General features: G+C 67.5%; 14 protein-coding genes. 9 read left to right on the plus strand and 5 right to left on the minus strand.

Features of this window, described 5'->3' with window-relative positions; translation table 11 throughout:
• Window positions 1–204: 204 nt before the first annotated feature.
• Together GobsT_RS17780 and GobsT_RS17785 are read right to left on the minus strand one after the other, a co-directional pair.
• On the minus strand, window positions 205–2,661 hold the full coding sequence (locus tag GobsT_RS17780) for a glycosyltransferase (protein ID WP_010040043.1): 2,457 nt from the start codon (window positions 2,659–2,661) through the stop codon (window positions 205–207).
• A 23-nt stretch (window positions 2,662–2,684) separates the two neighbouring features.
• Complete coding sequence (locus GobsT_RS17785) at window positions 2,685–3,242, minus strand: tetratricopeptide repeat protein (RefSeq protein WP_010040044.1); 558 nt, start codon at window positions 3,240–3,242, stop codon at window positions 2,685–2,687.
• 772 nt (window positions 3,243–4,014) lie between these two features.
• Here GobsT_RS17785 and GobsT_RS41105 point away from each other — a divergent pair.
• The 4 genes from GobsT_RS41105 (at window position 4,015) to GobsT_RS17805 (ending at window position 5,829) form a co-directional block, all read left to right on the plus strand.
• The gene (locus GobsT_RS41105) at window positions 4,015–4,332 is read left to right on the plus strand and encodes an IS5/IS1182 family transposase (RefSeq protein WP_010040050.1); all 318 of its coding nucleotides are present in this window, start codon (window positions 4,015–4,017) and stop codon (window positions 4,330–4,332) included.
• A 365-nt stretch (window positions 4,333–4,697) separates the two neighbouring features.
• Entirely contained in the window at window positions 4,698–4,955 is a 258-nt protein-coding gene (locus tag GobsT_RS17795) for a hypothetical protein (RefSeq protein WP_109571028.1), read from the plus strand.
• Between the two features lie 190 nt (window positions 4,956–5,145).
• Window positions 5,146–5,502 (plus strand): hypothetical protein, encoded by a 357-nt coding sequence (locus tag GobsT_RS17800; RefSeq protein WP_010042690.1) that lies wholly within the window; start codon window positions 5,146–5,148, stop codon window positions 5,500–5,502.
• A gap of 63 nt (window positions 5,503–5,565) precedes the next feature.
• Window positions 5,566–5,829 (plus strand): hypothetical protein, encoded by a 264-nt coding sequence (locus GobsT_RS17805; protein WP_148087782.1) that lies wholly within the window; start codon window positions 5,566–5,568, stop codon window positions 5,827–5,829.
• Between the two features lie 181 nt (window positions 5,830–6,010).
• On the opposite strand, the gene GobsT_RS17810 is transcribed toward GobsT_RS17805, so the two are convergent.
• From GobsT_RS17810 to proB, 3 genes are all read right to left on the minus strand, one after another.
• Window positions 6,011–6,445, minus strand: a complete 435-nt coding sequence (locus tag GobsT_RS17810) for a hypothetical protein (protein ID WP_010042692.1) — start codon at window positions 6,443–6,445, stop codon at window positions 6,011–6,013.
• Entirely contained in the window at window positions 6,442–7,044 is a 603-nt protein-coding gene (locus GobsT_RS17815; protein WP_010042693.1) for an RNA polymerase sigma factor, read from the minus strand. The genes GobsT_RS17810 and GobsT_RS17815 overlap by 4 nt, the downstream gene beginning before the upstream one ends.
• Window positions 7,045–7,124: 80 nt before the next feature.
• Window positions 7,125–8,261 carry a glutamate 5-kinase gene (gene proB, locus GobsT_RS17820; protein ID WP_010042695.1) on the minus strand — a complete coding sequence of 379 codons (1,137 nt, stop codon included), beginning with the start codon at window positions 8,259–8,261 and terminating at the stop codon, window positions 7,125–7,127.
• Window positions 8,262–8,517: 256 nt separating this feature from the next.
• Here proB and GobsT_RS17825 point away from each other — a divergent pair, with 256 nt between their 5' ends.
• From GobsT_RS17825 to GobsT_RS17845, 5 genes are all read left to right on the plus strand, one after another.
• On the plus strand, window positions 8,518–10,206 hold the full coding sequence (locus GobsT_RS17825) for a S41 family peptidase (protein ID WP_010042697.1): 1,689 nt from the start codon (window positions 8,518–8,520) through the stop codon (window positions 10,204–10,206).
• 25 nt (window positions 10,207–10,231) lie between these two features.
• Window positions 10,232–11,107, plus strand: a complete 876-nt coding sequence (nadC, locus tag GobsT_RS17830) for a carboxylating nicotinate-nucleotide diphosphorylase (RefSeq protein WP_029601010.1) — start codon at window positions 10,232–10,234, stop codon at window positions 11,105–11,107.
• Window positions 11,104–11,898 (plus strand): biotin--[acetyl-CoA-carboxylase] ligase, encoded by a 795-nt coding sequence (locus GobsT_RS17835; RefSeq protein WP_010042701.1) that lies wholly within the window; start codon window positions 11,104–11,106, stop codon window positions 11,896–11,898. The genes nadC and GobsT_RS17835 overlap by 4 nt, the downstream gene beginning before the upstream one ends.
• 217 nt (window positions 11,899–12,115) lie before the next feature.
• The gene (locus tag GobsT_RS17840; protein ID WP_010042703.1) at window positions 12,116–13,396 is read left to right on the plus strand and encodes a phenylacetate--CoA ligase family protein; all 1,281 of its coding nucleotides are present in this window, start codon (window positions 12,116–12,118) and stop codon (window positions 13,394–13,396) included.
• A gap of 63 nt (window positions 13,397–13,459) precedes the next feature.
• Window positions 13,460–15,811: an outer membrane protein assembly factor BamB family protein gene (locus GobsT_RS17845; protein WP_010042706.1), complete on the plus strand. Its 2,352-nt coding sequence runs from the start codon at window positions 13,460–13,462 to the stop codon at window positions 15,809–15,811.
• Window positions 15,812–15,815 lie beyond the last annotated feature (4 nt).

Genomic DNA, 15,815 nt, shown 5'->3' on the forward strand with positions numbered 1-15,815 from the left:
GACCGCAGGTCGTCACAACGGATGGAGTAGCAAGTGGGGATGCGATCGCCGCAGTGGGCGGTCTTCTGCGGGTCGCCGTCGGTAAGAGTTCAGATCCAATATTGGATGATTGAGATTCGGGTGTCAATAGCTTGTTTTGGTATCGCAGCAATTTTTCAACAATTAGATGTATGATTTGCTGCGCCGGCTCGTAGCCGGTGGCCCTCACGCGCCAGTGTGCCGGGAGCGGCCGCGCTCCGCCAGCTCGACCAGCAGTTCGTACACCCCCTCCGCGTACCGGCGGTGGGCGAATTCGGGGCGATCCAGGTGCTTCCGAGCATCCGACAGGTCGGCCCCGGTCAGCGGCCTCTCGGCCAGCGCACCCGCCAACCGGTCCGCCAGACCGACCGCGTCCTCAACCGGGAAGAAGTGGACCGGCAGATCGAACCGCCGGGCCATCTCCTCGGCCGCCGGGTATGCGGAGCTCACCACCGGGCGGCCGAAATACCGCCCCTCGATGGCACACAGGGTGCCGTTGTCGTACCGTGCGGCGTTCACCACCACCGCCGCACGCTGGTACAGGTCGCACAACTGGGCGTCGTTGACGAATCCCAGCGGCGCCACGTCCTGCCCCTCGCGCAGCCCGAGTTCCGCGAACAGACGCCGGACCACGCGCAGGTTCGGGTCCTCGATCCGCTCCTGTGAAGTGGGGGCGATCATTTCCGTGCCGTACCCGCATACGACGAGCAGCGGGGTGTCGGCACCGAGCCGCTTCTTCAACTCGGCGTACCCCCGCAGCATGACCCGGATCCCCTTGTGTGGGGCGATGTTGGTCACCTGCAACAGGAAGGGCTCGCGCGGCAGTGCGACCGGCTCGGGCGTCACCGCCGCGAACCGCCGCGCCGGTGCGCCGGCGATCGGCACCATGCGGACCTTGTTCGGGTCGACGGCGTACGAGCGGACCACGTCCGATCTGGTGCTCTCGCTGGCGGTGAGCACCAAGTCGGCCCGCTCGACGGTGGGCGCCATCCCGCGCTCGGACCACTCGAAGAACCACTCCGGGAACGTCTCCGGCGCGTGCCGCTGGATCATATCGTAGACCAACACGCCATACGGGCGGACGGGCAGCAGCGGGAACCGGAACCGGTCGGCGAGCGCGAACCAGGCGTCCGCCCGGAGCGCGTGCTCGGGGCAGCCCTTGAAGAACCCGTACACCCGTTCCGGCAGCTCGCCTGCGGCCGGACCGATTAGCCGCGCGGCCTCCAGGCGGGTGATCGGTGCGAAGTCGAACCGGTCGATCGGGAGCGCCGGGCGGAGCGCACGCAGCACCGTGTGGTCGCCCTCGTGGTCCGGCAGGGCGAACGTCAGCGCCAGCCGGCCCGCCCGCCGGTTGATGTCCACCAGGTCGGTGAGAAGGTCTTTGGTCGCCTGCCACACACCCCCGGGATACACGACCGGCAAAAACAGGAGCAGCTCCGGCGCGCCGACGGGGGTTGCGCTGAGGGGCGGTCGGTCGGGCCACGGCCGGGCGCACCGCGCCGCCCGTTCGGCCGGGGGGATCGTGGCGATTGCCGCGGACTCGCGGCACACGTCCAGCACCTCGCGGGCGACGTCCGCCCAGGTACGGTCCCAGAGCGGCGCTGCGGCCGCGCGCTGGCGGGCCAACACCTCGGAGCGGTCGTCCCGCACGCGCAGCACCGCGCGGGCGATCGAATCCGGGTCGGCCGGGTCGAAATACGGGACGGCGTCGCCGAGCGTGCGAGCGTGCTCAGCCAAGCTCGGGACGTTCGAGCACGCGACCGGGCAGCCGCTCGCCAGACTCTCGTAAAGCGGGAACGGCCCCTGTGCGGGCGCGGACGGGATCACGGTCGCGAACGCGCAGGCGTAGAGCCGCGCCAGTTCGATTCGTGGCACCGGCCCCAGGACGCGGACGCGGTCCCCGAGCCCGTAAGAGTCGACGAGCGCGCGCAGCCCGTCGGGCAGGTGGCCGGGCTCGTCACCGGTGAGCACGAGATCGAACCCACGTTCGCCGTAGCGCTCGCCAAGCCGGTGGAGGGCGGTGATGAGCGCGGCGTGGTTCTTGGAAGCGCGGAACGCCGCCGGCCAGAACAGGTACGGGCGGTCCGAGGGCCGCGGTGGGGGCGCCGAGGGGGGCGCGAAGTCCGCGGGCAGGGCCGGGCGGACGACCCGCAACTTCGCGGGCGACAGCCCCAGACCGTCGCGCAGGACGCGATTGGCCGTGCCCGCCGACAGGCACACGCACGCGGTGGCCGAGTGGAGGAGGGCGGCCACGGTCGGCTCCTCACCGCCCAGGAACTCGATCGACGGTCGGGGGGGGCGGGCCGCCTCCTGGGCGGCGCCGTCGGACACCCACACCACCGTGGGGACGTGGTTGTGCGGGCCGGCGACTGTGGCCGGCAGCAGCCAGGCGTCGCACTCGCGGGCGAGGGCGAACGGCAGGCTCTTCTCGCCGAGAATGTGCGAGCGGACGGTGAGTCGCGGGTGGGGGCCGCCGGCGCTGGCCGTGACTGCGTCGTGATCGCCCGGCCGGGTCAGGACGGTCAGCTCGACGGGCGGATCGGTACGCAGCAGGGCGCGGATCAGTTCGTAGGTGAACACACCCGACCCCGATTCGGGCGTCAGTCGGGTGCCGTAGGCGAGCCACACACCGAGGCGGAACATGGGCGAACTCCGTCCGGACCGGTTCACTGTTTGATGGCGGTCGTATTTTCGGGCCACTGGCCGCACGCCTGGGCACGGTCGAAGCACGCCCAGGCTTCGCGCGCCCGGCCCAGATCCTGGAGCGCCCGGCCCAGATTGCGGTGGGCCTTTGCGTACTCCGGCTGCACGCGGACGGCTTCCGAAAAATGGACCGCGGCCTCGGCCACCCGACCCAAGGCGTGACACGCGAGGCCGCAGTTGTTGTGCAGTTGGGCCATGCCCGGTGCGAGCCGGATGCCCTCCTGAAAGCAGCGTAGCGCTTCCGCCAGTCGGCCTTGTGCCCGGTACGCCTCGCCCAGGTTGTTAAGAATCGCGGGGTTCGCGCCCCCAACAGCGACGGACAGCCGCAGCCAGCGCGCCGCGTCCGCATAATTGCCCGATTTGTGCGCGATCAGGCCGAGCAGGTACGCGGCATGGGGGTTCACCGGCTCGGCTCGCAGCACCTGCTCGCACGCGTCCCGGGCCTCACGCAGGCGGTTCGCCTGGAAGTGGTCCGCGCCGCGCTGAAGTAGGTCGGGAATGGTGAGTCGCTCGGGCGGCATAATTGGGCGAAGCCGGGAGTGAGGACCGCAGACGAACGGCAGGCCGCGAATCCGTGTCGGAACCGTCCGGTGGTCGTATGTCTGATATTTTAGCCAACGTGCCAGGGGCCTACAAGTGCGGCTCATCAACACCGTTAATCCCACATCAGCCGTTTCTGGCTCCCCGGCAAAACTCAGTCACTCCTAAGGCAAGTCGGTGCCGCGGGGGGGCTCCAGACTGGGAGCCCCGAGCGTAGCGCTAAAAACGACTCCACGTGATACGCATAAGTCATTTAGAAGCCTGATTTTGTTGCCACTTGAACGGGTGCCATCGGGGGCTGGATTGGCCGACCACACGGACCTTATCTGCGGGTTGTGCAGATGATTCGTGGGTAGCAAACGGGTAGCAACGCGCCAGTTCCCCGCCAGCAGTTGTCCAGTCGACGCCCTCGTCGGCGTCCATCAGCGGCGCTGTAACCCCCCGTTACACCTCGCAGCGGATGCCACTGGGATCGTTCTCGACGGCCACAGCCGGGGATTCTGGGAGAGATCGCTCCGCGCGGCTCCTGGACGCAACCGGCTCGCGAGTGTCCGCTTGCCGTCTCGTCGGCGCTGTAACCCCCCGTTACACTTTGCATCCCAAGTTCACAGTGCGGTTGCGTGGTCCGTTGCGAATACGGGTCTTTGTGGTCCAGGCCGGACTGCCTGTGCGGCGGTCAAAGGGGGCACAACCAGGACTGTCAGTGCAACAAGAAGTAGACGCCGCCAACTGGACCCGCCCCCTAAGGTACAGATGGCACGTCGGGATGATCCCGAGTGTCTATTTGCGCCGCAGAGCGAGCTTGCACCCCGCTCGATCAAGTACACGCGGCCAGAGATCGTCAAAGCGGTCCTGTACTTATCCCGAGGCGGGTGCCCGTGCCGCAAGTTCCCGCACGACTTGCAGCCGTGGAAGACGGTTTCGCACTACCTTTATACGTGTCGCGCGGCCGGGGTCTGGGAGCAGGTGCACAATGCGCTGCGGTCCGAGATCCGGGCGTCCGCCGGGTGGGAACCAATCCCGAGTGCCGGCATCATAGACTCCCAGTCGGTGAAGGCCACTGATACATGAACCGGTCGTGGGTGTCGCTTTCTGACGAGCCGGATCGTCCAGGAGCGGTCGCGCCTGTGCCGCTCCAGGCGGTCTCGTGAAGGACAGCGACACCCACGACCGGGCACAAGGACGAGAACGGGCGGCTTTTTGCGGCCCGTGCTTCTGGAGCGCCGTTTTGACAGGATCGACAGGATGAACAGGATAAAGACCGATCGGTTTTAAATCCTGTTCATCCTGTCGATCCTGTCAAAACGGCCTTCGCATCCGTATCGCGCGTTCGTGCCCCACTCTCGGCGGTCGCCGCCCTTCGAGAAATACTGCGACACGACCACTGGGAACGTGTATGAGGCCGGCAGCCCGAAGGGTCTGACGGGGGCAAGACGGTGCCGGGTGGTAAGCGGCACGTGCTTGTGGACACGCTCGGGCGGATCTGGGGCGTGGCCACGTGGCTACTGGAGATCGTTACCGGGCGTCCATGGCAGAAGACGTTCGAGGTGCAACCGCGGCGGTATGTGGTGGCACGCACGTTCGGCCAGTTCTGCCGGTATCGGCGACTGTCCGAGGACTACAAGCACAACACCGCGAGAAGCGAGGCCGGGATCGACTTACATCGCTCCGATCCATCGCATGTCCCGCGATAGCCTGCCCGAGAATAACAAGGATCAAGACCTCATGCGGAAGCCGCCCAAGGCCCCAGAAAACTAGCTTCGAGACTGCCTCTAAAATAGCGTTCCGACTGTCACGGTGGCACGAGGGTTCGCGTCGGCCATCGCCCTGGGAGAGGGCCGCTCAAGGCACCTCTGCTAAACCAAACGAAACAGTGGGTGCGGAATGCGACACTATCGGCTTAACTCGCTTCACGAGCGAAACGGGCGTCTGTACCTCCGAGAGGAGCCGTTCTCGGGCGTCGCTTACGAGGTGATTGGTGACCAAGTGGTCGCGAACTACCTCGTAAGCGACGGTGTGCGCGGCGGACCAGCGGCCGACTGGACGTCCGACCGACCGCGTGTCCTGTACCAAGCGATCGTCCCCGTTACGCCGGATGAGATCGACGATCAGCACCCCGAAGTGGGCGAATATTTCGGAGGCGCCCTCTTCGACGGAGTTTCCTACTTGTTTGATGAAGATACGGGCATGCTCTTGGAGGAGACCGACTTCGATCCGGACAAGGGGCCGAGCCGGGCCTAGTACTCGTCCGGCGCACTACGCGAGGAATTCGATCGTATGCGGCAGGACGGGCTCCGAGAGTCGGTGACCCACGACGAGAGAGGGAACGTTCTCTCGGTCAAGATGTGGCGAATGGCGTGGAACCTGACGCCCGAGTTTCGGCTCCGGACGCTCCGCCTCGTGCCGGAGTATCCGAAAGGCGATCTTCAGCGAGTGCCCTTTCAGGTTGATTCGAGGCTTCGCCTCTCTTCCGAAGGGGTTACCGACCAGATCGTCGAGTGGCTGGACGGGCTGCAACGGTTGGAATACCTCAGTCTCGACGACACAGAATTACGGCGGCGGGCTTGATGCGGTTCGCAGCTTGCTCGGGTTTGCGTGAACTGGTCACGCGCGGCAATAAGGGATTTGGAGACGAAAACGTTCGGGGCTTGCTCGCCCATCATCCTCATTGCAAGTGGGACCGCCGCTCTTGACATCTCAGATGTCCGAGATGCAGTGATGTCGTCAGGTTGGGTCCAAGCGCCGTAGCTTACTCGATTCCACTGACGTCGATCTTGATGCCCTCGTTCCCCTTGGCCTTGTCTTCGCCCATTTTCTTCAGTGGGATGTGGTCGTGTCCCGACGCGCCACTATCGGGGAGAAACTTCAGACCGCCGGCATCCGGCGCGGCGCCGCGACCGGCGTTCGGCCCAGATTGTACGCCGGACGCAAGGAACCAACCGGTGCCCATCAGGAGCGCCACGGAAGCCGCAAGCGTGAACCGCGCGCGGGCCGCGTTGTCGCGCGCACGCGCCGGTACACTCGGCGCCTTCACGGGCGCCGCGGCGGCACGGGCCACCTCAGACGGAACGACCGGAACCGGAGCTACCGGCGCCTTCGGCCACGGGGTCCGGAGTTGAGCCTTGAAGAAATCGGACAGTAGCGCGTCGAGTGCGTCTACCGACTCGGGAGAGTTCGTGTTCATGCTTGGGTTTCGCCCGTGGGTTCACCTGGGGCGAAGTCTCCGTGGGTCGTGAGTCGTTCCGCGAGCCGCTGTCGCGCACGGCTCAGGCGCATGTGAACCGCCGTCACAGCGATGTTGAGCCGCTCGGCGATCGTGTTCGCGTCGTAATCGAGGGCGTAGCGCAGGGTGAGAATCTCACGGTCCGCGGGGGCCAGTTCGTCTAGCACGGCCCGCAGTTGGGCGAACTGCTCCTGGCGTTCCATCTCGTCGGCCGGCAGCGGTTGCGAGGACCGCACGCCATTCAATAGCTCGGGCGGCTGCGTCCCGTTCCGCCGGAACGCACTTTTTGCGTAATCTTCCGCGAGGTTTCTCGCGACACGCAGCAGCCACGCCCGGGGGTTCTGGATGTCTTCGGCCCCGGCCTCCCAGTGCTTCCACAACCGCAAGAATGCCTCTTGCGTGATGTCCAGGGCGAGGTCCGAGTCCATCCACCGCGCGTACGCCAGCGCCCACACTTCCCGGCTGTGCTGCTGGTGAAGCGCCTCAAACTCCGCCCGCCGGCCGGAGCCGCGCGGGTCCGGGGGATTCGCTTCGCCTTGCGGCATCATCAGGTTCGGCACCAGGAAGCACCGTCGCCTCCGACAGAGAGACGACCCGGCGCGGGCATTCTAACTTCCTATCTCCCAAGTTCCAGGCGACCTCACTGCGCCGTCAGAACCAGGTTGTCGCGGTGAACGAGTTCTGGATACGGGACCGTGCCGAGTACCGCCGCGATTCGCTCGGTCTGGAGCCCGCGGATACGTTCCACCGCGACCGACGGGTAGTTGGTCAGGCCGCGCGCCATTTCGGCGCCGGCCGCGTCGCAAATTGATACCACGTCGCCTTTTCGGAACTCCCCCTCTACCGCGATTACGCCGACCGGCAGCAAGCTCCGCCCTTCCAGAACGGCCTGCCGGGCTCCGGCGTCGAGGTGAAACACCCCTTTCGGCCGCACCGTCAGCCCGAACCACCGCTTCCGCGACGAAACCCCTTCCCCGTGGGGGAGGAACAGTGTCCCGACCGGTTCGCCCCCGAACACGCGGTCCAGAATGCCGTCGAGCGACCCGTTCGCCATGATGACCGCTTCCCCGGCAACGGTAACGAGCCGAGCCGCCTTGAGCTTGCTCGTCATTCCCCCGGTCCCCAGCGCGCTTTTCGTCGCGGCGGCGAGGCCGGTCACCGACGCGTCAATGTTCGGAACGGTTGCCAGTAGTTTCGCATCCGGGTTGCCGCGCGGGTCGTCGGAGTAGAGGCCGTCCACGTTCGTGAGCAGGACCAGCAGCGGCGCGAGCAGCAGGTTCGTGACCATCGCGGCGAGGTGGTCGTTGTCGCCGAACTTGATTTCGGCCACCGACACGGTGTCGTTTTCGTTGATGATCGGCAGCGCGCCGTACTCGAACAGTGTTGCAATTGTGTTGCGGGCGTTCAGGTAACGGGCGCGGTTCTCGAAGTCGCTGGCGGTCAGGAGAATTTGGGCGGTGTGGACCCCGTACCGCGACAGGCTCTCCTGGTAGAGTTGCATCAGCGCGGACTGCCCCACCGCGGCACACGCCTGAAGGTGGGCCAGGTCGGCCGGGCGCTTCCCGAGGCCGAGCTTCCCGACCCCGGCGCCGATCGCCCCGGACGTCACCAGAACAACCTTTCGGCCGCCCGCGCGGATCCGGTGGAGTTGGTCCGCGAGAGAATCGATGCGGTGCCGGTCCAGACGCCCGGTCGGATCGGCGAGAACGTTTGTGCCGACCTTGATGACGACCGTTCCGGCCCCCGCAACGACATCCTGGCGCACCGGATCGATCATGGCTCTTCCCCGCGTACCGAAAAGGACTGCGGTTGTGGTAACTCCGATCGCGGTCCCGGACAAGTGACGCTCATGGCCGGTTTTCTGCGTCTTGACGGGGGCCGGGAAATGGTTTCGAGGCTGTAACAGAGCGGAACTTTTCTTTGACTCCACCCGGCAGGGGTGGCTAAGATCTTTTCACGGGTGGCCATTCGCTTCTCTCCTCGAATGTCGACCGTGACGGTTCCGCCGAATGCGTGACAAGGGAGATTACGCAATGACCGCGTGGGCCTCAATCCGCCGGTTGCTTGCCGCCGGCACGCTCGCGTTCGCGGCCTTTGCGATCCCGCTCCCGGCCTCCGGCGCGCCGGAGCCGAGACCCGTCCGACCGTCGAAGCCCACCCCCACGCAGCTCCGCGAACTGGCCGAAAAGGCTGAAAAGACCGGTGACTGGGAAGCGGCCTTCAACAACTACTGTCTGCTCTTCGTCGCCGACCGCTCGGCCCTTGATGTACGGGAAAAGCTCAACACCGCGCTCCGGCACACGCAGCAACTCCGCCGGCACCGCGACCCGGCGTTTCAGCAGTTCGTCACTGGGATGCCGCTCGACGGCGGGCTGGACCTGCTCGCCGAGGTGTTCCAAAAGCTCCCCGGGATGTACGCCGACCGCGATAAGGCGACCGCCCAGAACCTGTGGGCGCATGCGATCCGAGAACTCGACCGGGCGTTCGGTAGCCCGGCGTTCAAGCAGGCGTTCCTCGACAACCCGCGGTCCGACAAGGTCGACCAGTTCCGCGCGCAGCTCCGCGAGCACTGGGCACGCCGGCCGATCGCGGACCACAAGGAGGCCCGCTCCGGGATGCGGCGCCTGATCGCGGTCGCCCAGGACCACTTCACGCTCAAAGCGCCCGCGGCCCTGGCCGTCGAGGCCGCCAGCGGTGCGTGCAGCGGGCTCGACGAGTACACGGTGTTCCTCACCCCCGCAACGGGAACGGAAGCGAACGCGGTGCCCGACTTGGCCGCGGCCGGGCTCTACCTCGGGGCGATCCATGACGCCGTGGTGATCGAAGGGGTGACCCCGAACTCGTGGTTCGCGCTGACGTACCCTCACGTGCGGCGCGGCGACCGGGTGGTGCGGGCGAACAACCGCACGATCGACCCGGTGACGTTACCCGCCGTCGCAGGGGCGCTGCGGGCGCCGATCGAGGGGGCTCACCACCTCGACCTCCGCGGCGCGGAGGACGACGCCAAGATTCAGGTCCGAATTCCTGTTACAATCCCCTCGGTGTACGGCACCCGAATGCTGCCCGACAAGCCGGTCGGGTACACGCGGATCGGGCACTTCCAGGCGTCTACACCCCGGGACCTCGATGAGGCACTCAACGCCCTCAAGACCGCCGGCGCGCGGGCGGCCGTGATCGACCTGCGAGGCAACCACGGCGGGTCGTTCCTCGCGGCGGTCGAGACCGCCCGGCGGCTGCTGCCGACCGGCCTCATCGTGACCACGCAGGGGCAGGTGGGCGAGGTCGCGAACCGGGCCTTCTCGTCCGTGACCGGCATGGCCGCACACGACGTTCCCATCGTGCTGCTCATCGACGCCGAAACCGCCTCGGCCGCGGAGGTGCTCGCGGCGGCCCTCAAGGACAACAACCGTGCGACGCTCGTCGGGGTGCCGAGCTTCGGAAAGGGCAGCGTGCAGTACCCGCTGCGGCTGGTAACGCTCGACGACGTCGAGCCGGGATCGGGGAAGTCCGGAAAAGCGCCCAAAGCGGGCACGGTGCGCGTCACCATCGCCCGGCTGATCGCGCCCACCAGCGGCCCGATTACGGGCACGGGGGTCGGGCCGCACCTCGTGGAAGCGGACCCGGTTCTCCAGCTCGAACTCGCCGCCGAGAAGGCCGAAGAGCTGGGGCACATGCCACCGGGCACGCCACTGCCGAGTCCTGGGGCGCCGATGAGCCCGTGACCGCCGGCGCCGTATCATAGCCTTTATGACCGCTCCGCAAATGTCCCCGGCGGAACTCGAGTCCGCCGCCACACTCGTACACCTGGCGCTCGCCGAGGACCTCGGCCCCACGGGCGACCGCACCAGTCTGGCGACCGTCCCCGAATCCACCCGTGCAACGGCGGCGTTCGTCGCGCGGGGGCCGGGCGTTGTCGCCGGGCTCCCCGTCGCGGCGCTGGTGTGCCGCGATGTCAGCCCCGGGTTACAATTCACTCCACTCGTTCCCGACGGTACGGTCACAACGCGCGGCACACGGGTCGCAACCGTCTCGGGGCCACTGCGAGCAGTGCTCGCGGCCGAGCGGACCGCCCTCAACTTCCTCCAGCGTCTGAGCGGGGTCGCCAGCCTCACGCGCAAATACCTCGACGCCGCGGCCGGGCATCGGGCGCAGGTGCTCGACACCCGTAAAACCACCCCGGGCTGGCGGCTGCTCGAAAAGTACGCCGTTCGTACCGGCGGCGGAACGAACCACCGCGTCGGTCTGTATGACGGCATTCTCATCAAGGACAACCACCTCGCGGGCCTCGGCGGCGACGTGCGTGCGGCGGTCGTGGCCGCCCGAGAGTACCCCGGAAACGCCGGCCTCCCGGTCGAGGTCGAGGTGGACACCTTGGAGCAGTTGGAACACGCCCTCGCGGTGAAAGCCGACATCGTGCTGCTCGACAACATGACCCTCGATCAGCTCCGGGCGGCCGTCGCACGCCGGGACGTGTCCAGTCCCACGACCCTGCTCGAGGCCTCCGGCGGGGTTAACCTTGAGACCGTCCGCGACATTGCCGGCACGGGCGTCGATCGGATCAGTGTCGGCGCGCTGACGCACTCCGCCCCGGCACTCGACATCGGGCTGGATTACCTGTCGTGAGCGCCCCTCTTCCCCGAGAAACGAGGAGCTTCGACACCGCCCACATCGGGCGGCGGGTGCTCGTTTACGACGCGGTCGAAAGCACCAACACGCTCGGCGCGGCCCTCGGCGCTGCGGACCCGGAGGCGAGCGGACTGGTCCTGATCGCCGACCACCAGCTCGCGGGCCGCGGCCAGTACGGGCGCACCTGGGTCAGCCGGCCCGGCAGCTCGCTGCTGATGTCGGTGGTGTTACGCCCCCCGCCCGCGATCCGCCGCCCGGTCGTTCTAACCGCCTGGGTCGCGGTCGCGGTCGCGGACGCGGTTTTCGCCCTATCCGGAGCGCAGGCCCGAATTAAGTGGCCGAATGACTTACTCATCGACGGGAAAAAAATCTGCGGCATCCTGATCGAGCAGACCAGCAGCGGGGACGGCACAATCGCCGTCGCCGGGCTCGGACTGAACCTCACCCAGACGGCGGCCGATTTCGCGCACGCCAACCTTCTGACCGCGACCTCGCTGCACGCGGTGTCGGGAGGATCGTATGACCCACGCGGCGCGGCCGAAGTGGTCGTCGGCGCGCTGGACCGGGAGTACGCCCGTCTCTTGGCGGGCGAGCGGGCCGGGGTGGAAGCCGGGTGGAAGCGGCGGATCGGGCTGCTCGGCCGTGCGGTGCGGGTCGAACTCGTCGGAGGAGCGTGGACCACCGGGCGCCTCCTCGACGTGAGTTTCGACGGACTGGAACTCGAGGACGCCGCCGGGTTTGTGCGGGTGGTCCCCCCGGAGTCGGTGTCTCACCTCTGGCCGGTTTGAAGCCAGGAATAAAGGCCCGGAACCGTGGTGCCGTGGAGCCCGTGCGATCGGTCCCGTGGGGTGGCTGTAAGAGTCGGGGCCGATCTCTGTATGCCTCGCAGACCCGAACCGCTTGTCGGCCCGCGCGCGGAGAGTATACTGCCGAACGCACCGGCCCCGGCGGCCGGGCAGCAGCCAGGCGAGGCACACGCAACACGAACGCCGCTCCGGGCCGATCATGCCGAGCATCCTCCTCAACACTCCCAGCGAACGGCTCCGGGGCGCGCAACTGGACGCGGTGCGGCACCTGCTCGCCCGCGTGCTCACGGGTAACGAGTTCTACCGCCGCAAGCTCGGTGCCCTTGCCCCCGCCTCGCTTCGCACGTTCGACGACTTCGTTCAACTGCCGTTCACGACGAAAGCCGAGCTGATCGCCGACCAACTTGAGCGCCCGCCCTACGGTACGAACCTCAGTTTCCCGCTCGACCGCTACACCCGCTTCCATCAGACGTCCGGCACCACCAGCGGGCGCCCGTTGCACTGGCTCGACACCTCGGAAACCTGGGACTGGCTGACCGGGTGCTGGGCGACCAACTTTGCCCTCATCGGGCTGCGCCCCACCGACCGGCTGTTCTTCCCGTTCTCGTTCGGGCCGTTCCTGGGGTTCTGGACCGCGTTCGAGGCCGCGGCCCGGTGCGGGTTCCTGGTGATGCCCGGGGGCGGCCTCAGCAGCACCGCCCGGCTGCGGTTCTTGCTCGACCACCGCTGCACGGTCCTGTTCGCCACCCCGACCTACGCGCTGCATTTGGCGGAGATCGCGTCAAAGGAGGGAATCGATCTGGCGTCGAGCGCCGTTCGCGCCCTGGTGGTTGCGGGGGAACCGGGGGGCAACATTCCGGGCACCCGGCAGCGCCTCGAAGCGGTCTGGGGCGCCCGCGTGTTCGACCACTACGGGATGACCGAAATCGGGCCGGTGGCGGTAGAGGCTGAGGGCCGTCCGGGTGAGTTGTACCTGCTCGAATCGGACTACTTGGCCGAGGTGGTGGACCCTCAAACCGGCCGCCCCGTGCCGGACGGCGACACCGGCGAGTTGGTCCTCACGAACCTGGGCCGGACCGGCAGCCCGCTGATCCGGTACCGCACCGGCGACCTGATCCGGATGGCGCCCGCCCCCGACCCCACGGGCCGCACCTGGCGGCGGCTGGAAGGTGGCGTGTTAGGCCGCGCGGATGATATGATCCACGTCCGCGGGAATAATGTCTACCCGGGCGCGCTGGAGAGCATCATCCGCCGGTTCGCGGATGTCGCCGAGTACCGCATCCACGTGGACCGCCGGAACCCTCTGGCGGACCTGCGGCTGGAGATCGAGCCCGTAGCCGGGGACGGGCACGCGCTCGCCGAAGAGGTGGGCCGCGCGGTCCGCGACGCGCTGTGCTTCCGCATTGATGTGAGCGCCGCACCGCCCGGCTCGCTCCCCCGGTTCGAGATGAAGGCCCGCCGGGTCGTGTACCAGAAGTAGCCCGCCGGCGCCCGGTTCGCTGTACCTGCCCCGCCCCCACGAGCACGCATAACGGAGTGAACGATGCTGCCACCCCTTTCGAGACTGTTCGGGCTCCTGGCGCTCCTGGCGCTGGCGAGTTCAGGCGCGGCGCGGGCCGCCGACTGGGTCCACTGGCGCGGCCCGGCGCAGAACGGCCACTCGCTCGAAAAGGGCCTGCCCGCCGACTTCGACCCCGCCCTCAAGGACAAGGGCAACGTCGTGTGGTCGGCGCCGTTCGGCGGGCGCTCCGCGCCGCTCGTGATGGGCGGCCGCGTGTACGTCGTTCAGGGGTTCGGTGAGGGCCTGAGCGAGTCCGAGCGGATCGTCTGTTTGGACGAAAAGAGCGGCAAAAAGCTCTGGGAACACGTCGAGCGCATTTACCACTCGGACGTCGTCTCGAGCCGGCTCGGGTGGACTCCGCTCACCGCCGACCCGGCGACCGGGTACGTGTATGTGAACACCACCGCCGGCAACCTCGTGTGCCTCGACAAGGACGGCAAAGAGGTCTGGGAGCGGCAGCTCACCGAGGAATTCGGGCGGTTCACCGGCTACGGCGGCCGGGTCAGCGCGCCGACCTTCGACAGCGGGCTGGTCATCATCGGCATCATCAACTCGAGCTGGGGCGACCTCGCCCGCGGCGCCAACCGGTACTACGCGTTTGACGCCAAGAACGGTAACGTGGTCTGGATCGCCGACACCGGCCCGCCCAAGTCCACCTACCAGTCCAACCCGGTGGTCGCCGTCATCGGCGGGCAGCGGTTGCTCATCACCGGCGGCGGCGACGGGGCGCTGCACGCGTTTAAAGTGCGCACGGGCGAACTCGTCTGGAGCTATGTGTTCAGCGGCGGGGCCGTGAACCCCAGCCCGATCGTGGACGGCAACTTGGTGTACTGCTCTCACGGCGAGGAGAACCCGGGCGGCGGGGTCATCGGCAAAGTGATCTGCGTGGACGCGAGCCAGATCGATCCCGCGACCAAGCGGCCGAAGTCGGTGTGGGAGTACAGCAAGGGCCAGCGGTTCGGGCTGTCATCGCCGGCACTGGCGGACGGCGTCCTGTACGTGCCCGAGGACAGCGGCGAGCTGTTCGCCTTCGACGCGAAAACCGGCAAGCTGCTCTGGAAGTACCGGTACGCCACGGAGGTCCGCGGCGCACCGCTGGTGGCCGACGGGAAGATCTACATTTTCGACGTGAAGGGCCGTCTCAACATCATCAAGCTCAACGGCAGGAAGGCGCCCGACGAGGACGAGACGTTCGTCTACATCTTCAAAGAGAGCATCAACGGTCGCCCGGTTCAGACGGAGACCAACGGCACCCCGATCGCCGTGAACGGCCGGGTGTACTTCACCTCGCGCACGGACCTGTTCTGCCTCGGCGAGACCGGCAGCAAGCCGGCCGCCGCGAAGTACCCGGCCCCGCCCGCCGAGGCGCCCTCGGACGGCAAAGTGGCCGGCGCCCGGCTGTACCCGGCCGAAATCACCCTCACGCCCGGCGGGACCTACAAGTTCTCCGTGGTCTATTTCGACGCCAACGGGCGCGAGTTGAAGGCGGCCCCGGGCGCGCCGGTCGAGTGGGCGCTGCCGCTCCCGGACAAAACTCCGACCGGCGCTCAACCGCCGGCGCTCATCGGCAAAGTCGCCGGCAGCCCCACCGAGGGCGCCCTCGAATTAGGCCCCAACCCGGCCCAGCAGGGGATCGTAGCCTTCAAGGTCGGCGCCCTCACCGCCCGCGCCCGGGTGCGGGTCGCGCCCAAACTGCCGGCCCGCACCGACTTCGACAAGGCGCCGGACGGATCGTCGCCGGGCGGCTGGATCAACACCAACGCCAAGTTCGCGGTGAAGAAGTTGCCCGACGGCAACCAGGTGTTGAGCAAGGTGAACGACAAAGCGCCGCCGCCGCTGGCCAAAGCCATCGGTTACGTCACCGTCCCCACCGCGAGCGACTACACCATCCAAGCCGATCTGATGGGGAGCGAGGTGCGCGGCAAGCTGCCCGACGGCGGCATCGTGAACAGCCGGTACTCGCTGGTGCTCGACGGCAAGCCCGACGCGAAGCTCCAGAAGCGCACGCTCCGGCTCACCTCTTGGGAGGCCCGCGAGCGGATCAACATCGGGGTGCCGTTCGACTGGCAGCCGGGTACCTGGTACACCCTTAAGCTTGCCATCGAGTTGAAGCCCACGGCCGCCGTGCTCCGCGGCAAGGTGTGGAAGAAGGGGGAGCCCGAGCCGGAGAAGTGGACCATTGAGTTCGAGGACCCGCACCCGAACCGGGATGGCGCCGCCGGGCTGTACGGGTACATCCCCAACGTGCTCGACAGCGGCGGCAAAACCGAGCCGGGGTCGGAGCTGTACTTCGACAACCTCAGCATCACCCCGAACAACAAGGGCGGGAAGTGATCAC

This window comes from Gemmata obscuriglobus, from assembly GCF_008065095.1.
Lineage (GTDB): Bacteria > Planctomycetota > Planctomycetia > Gemmatales > Gemmataceae > Gemmata > Gemmata obscuriglobus.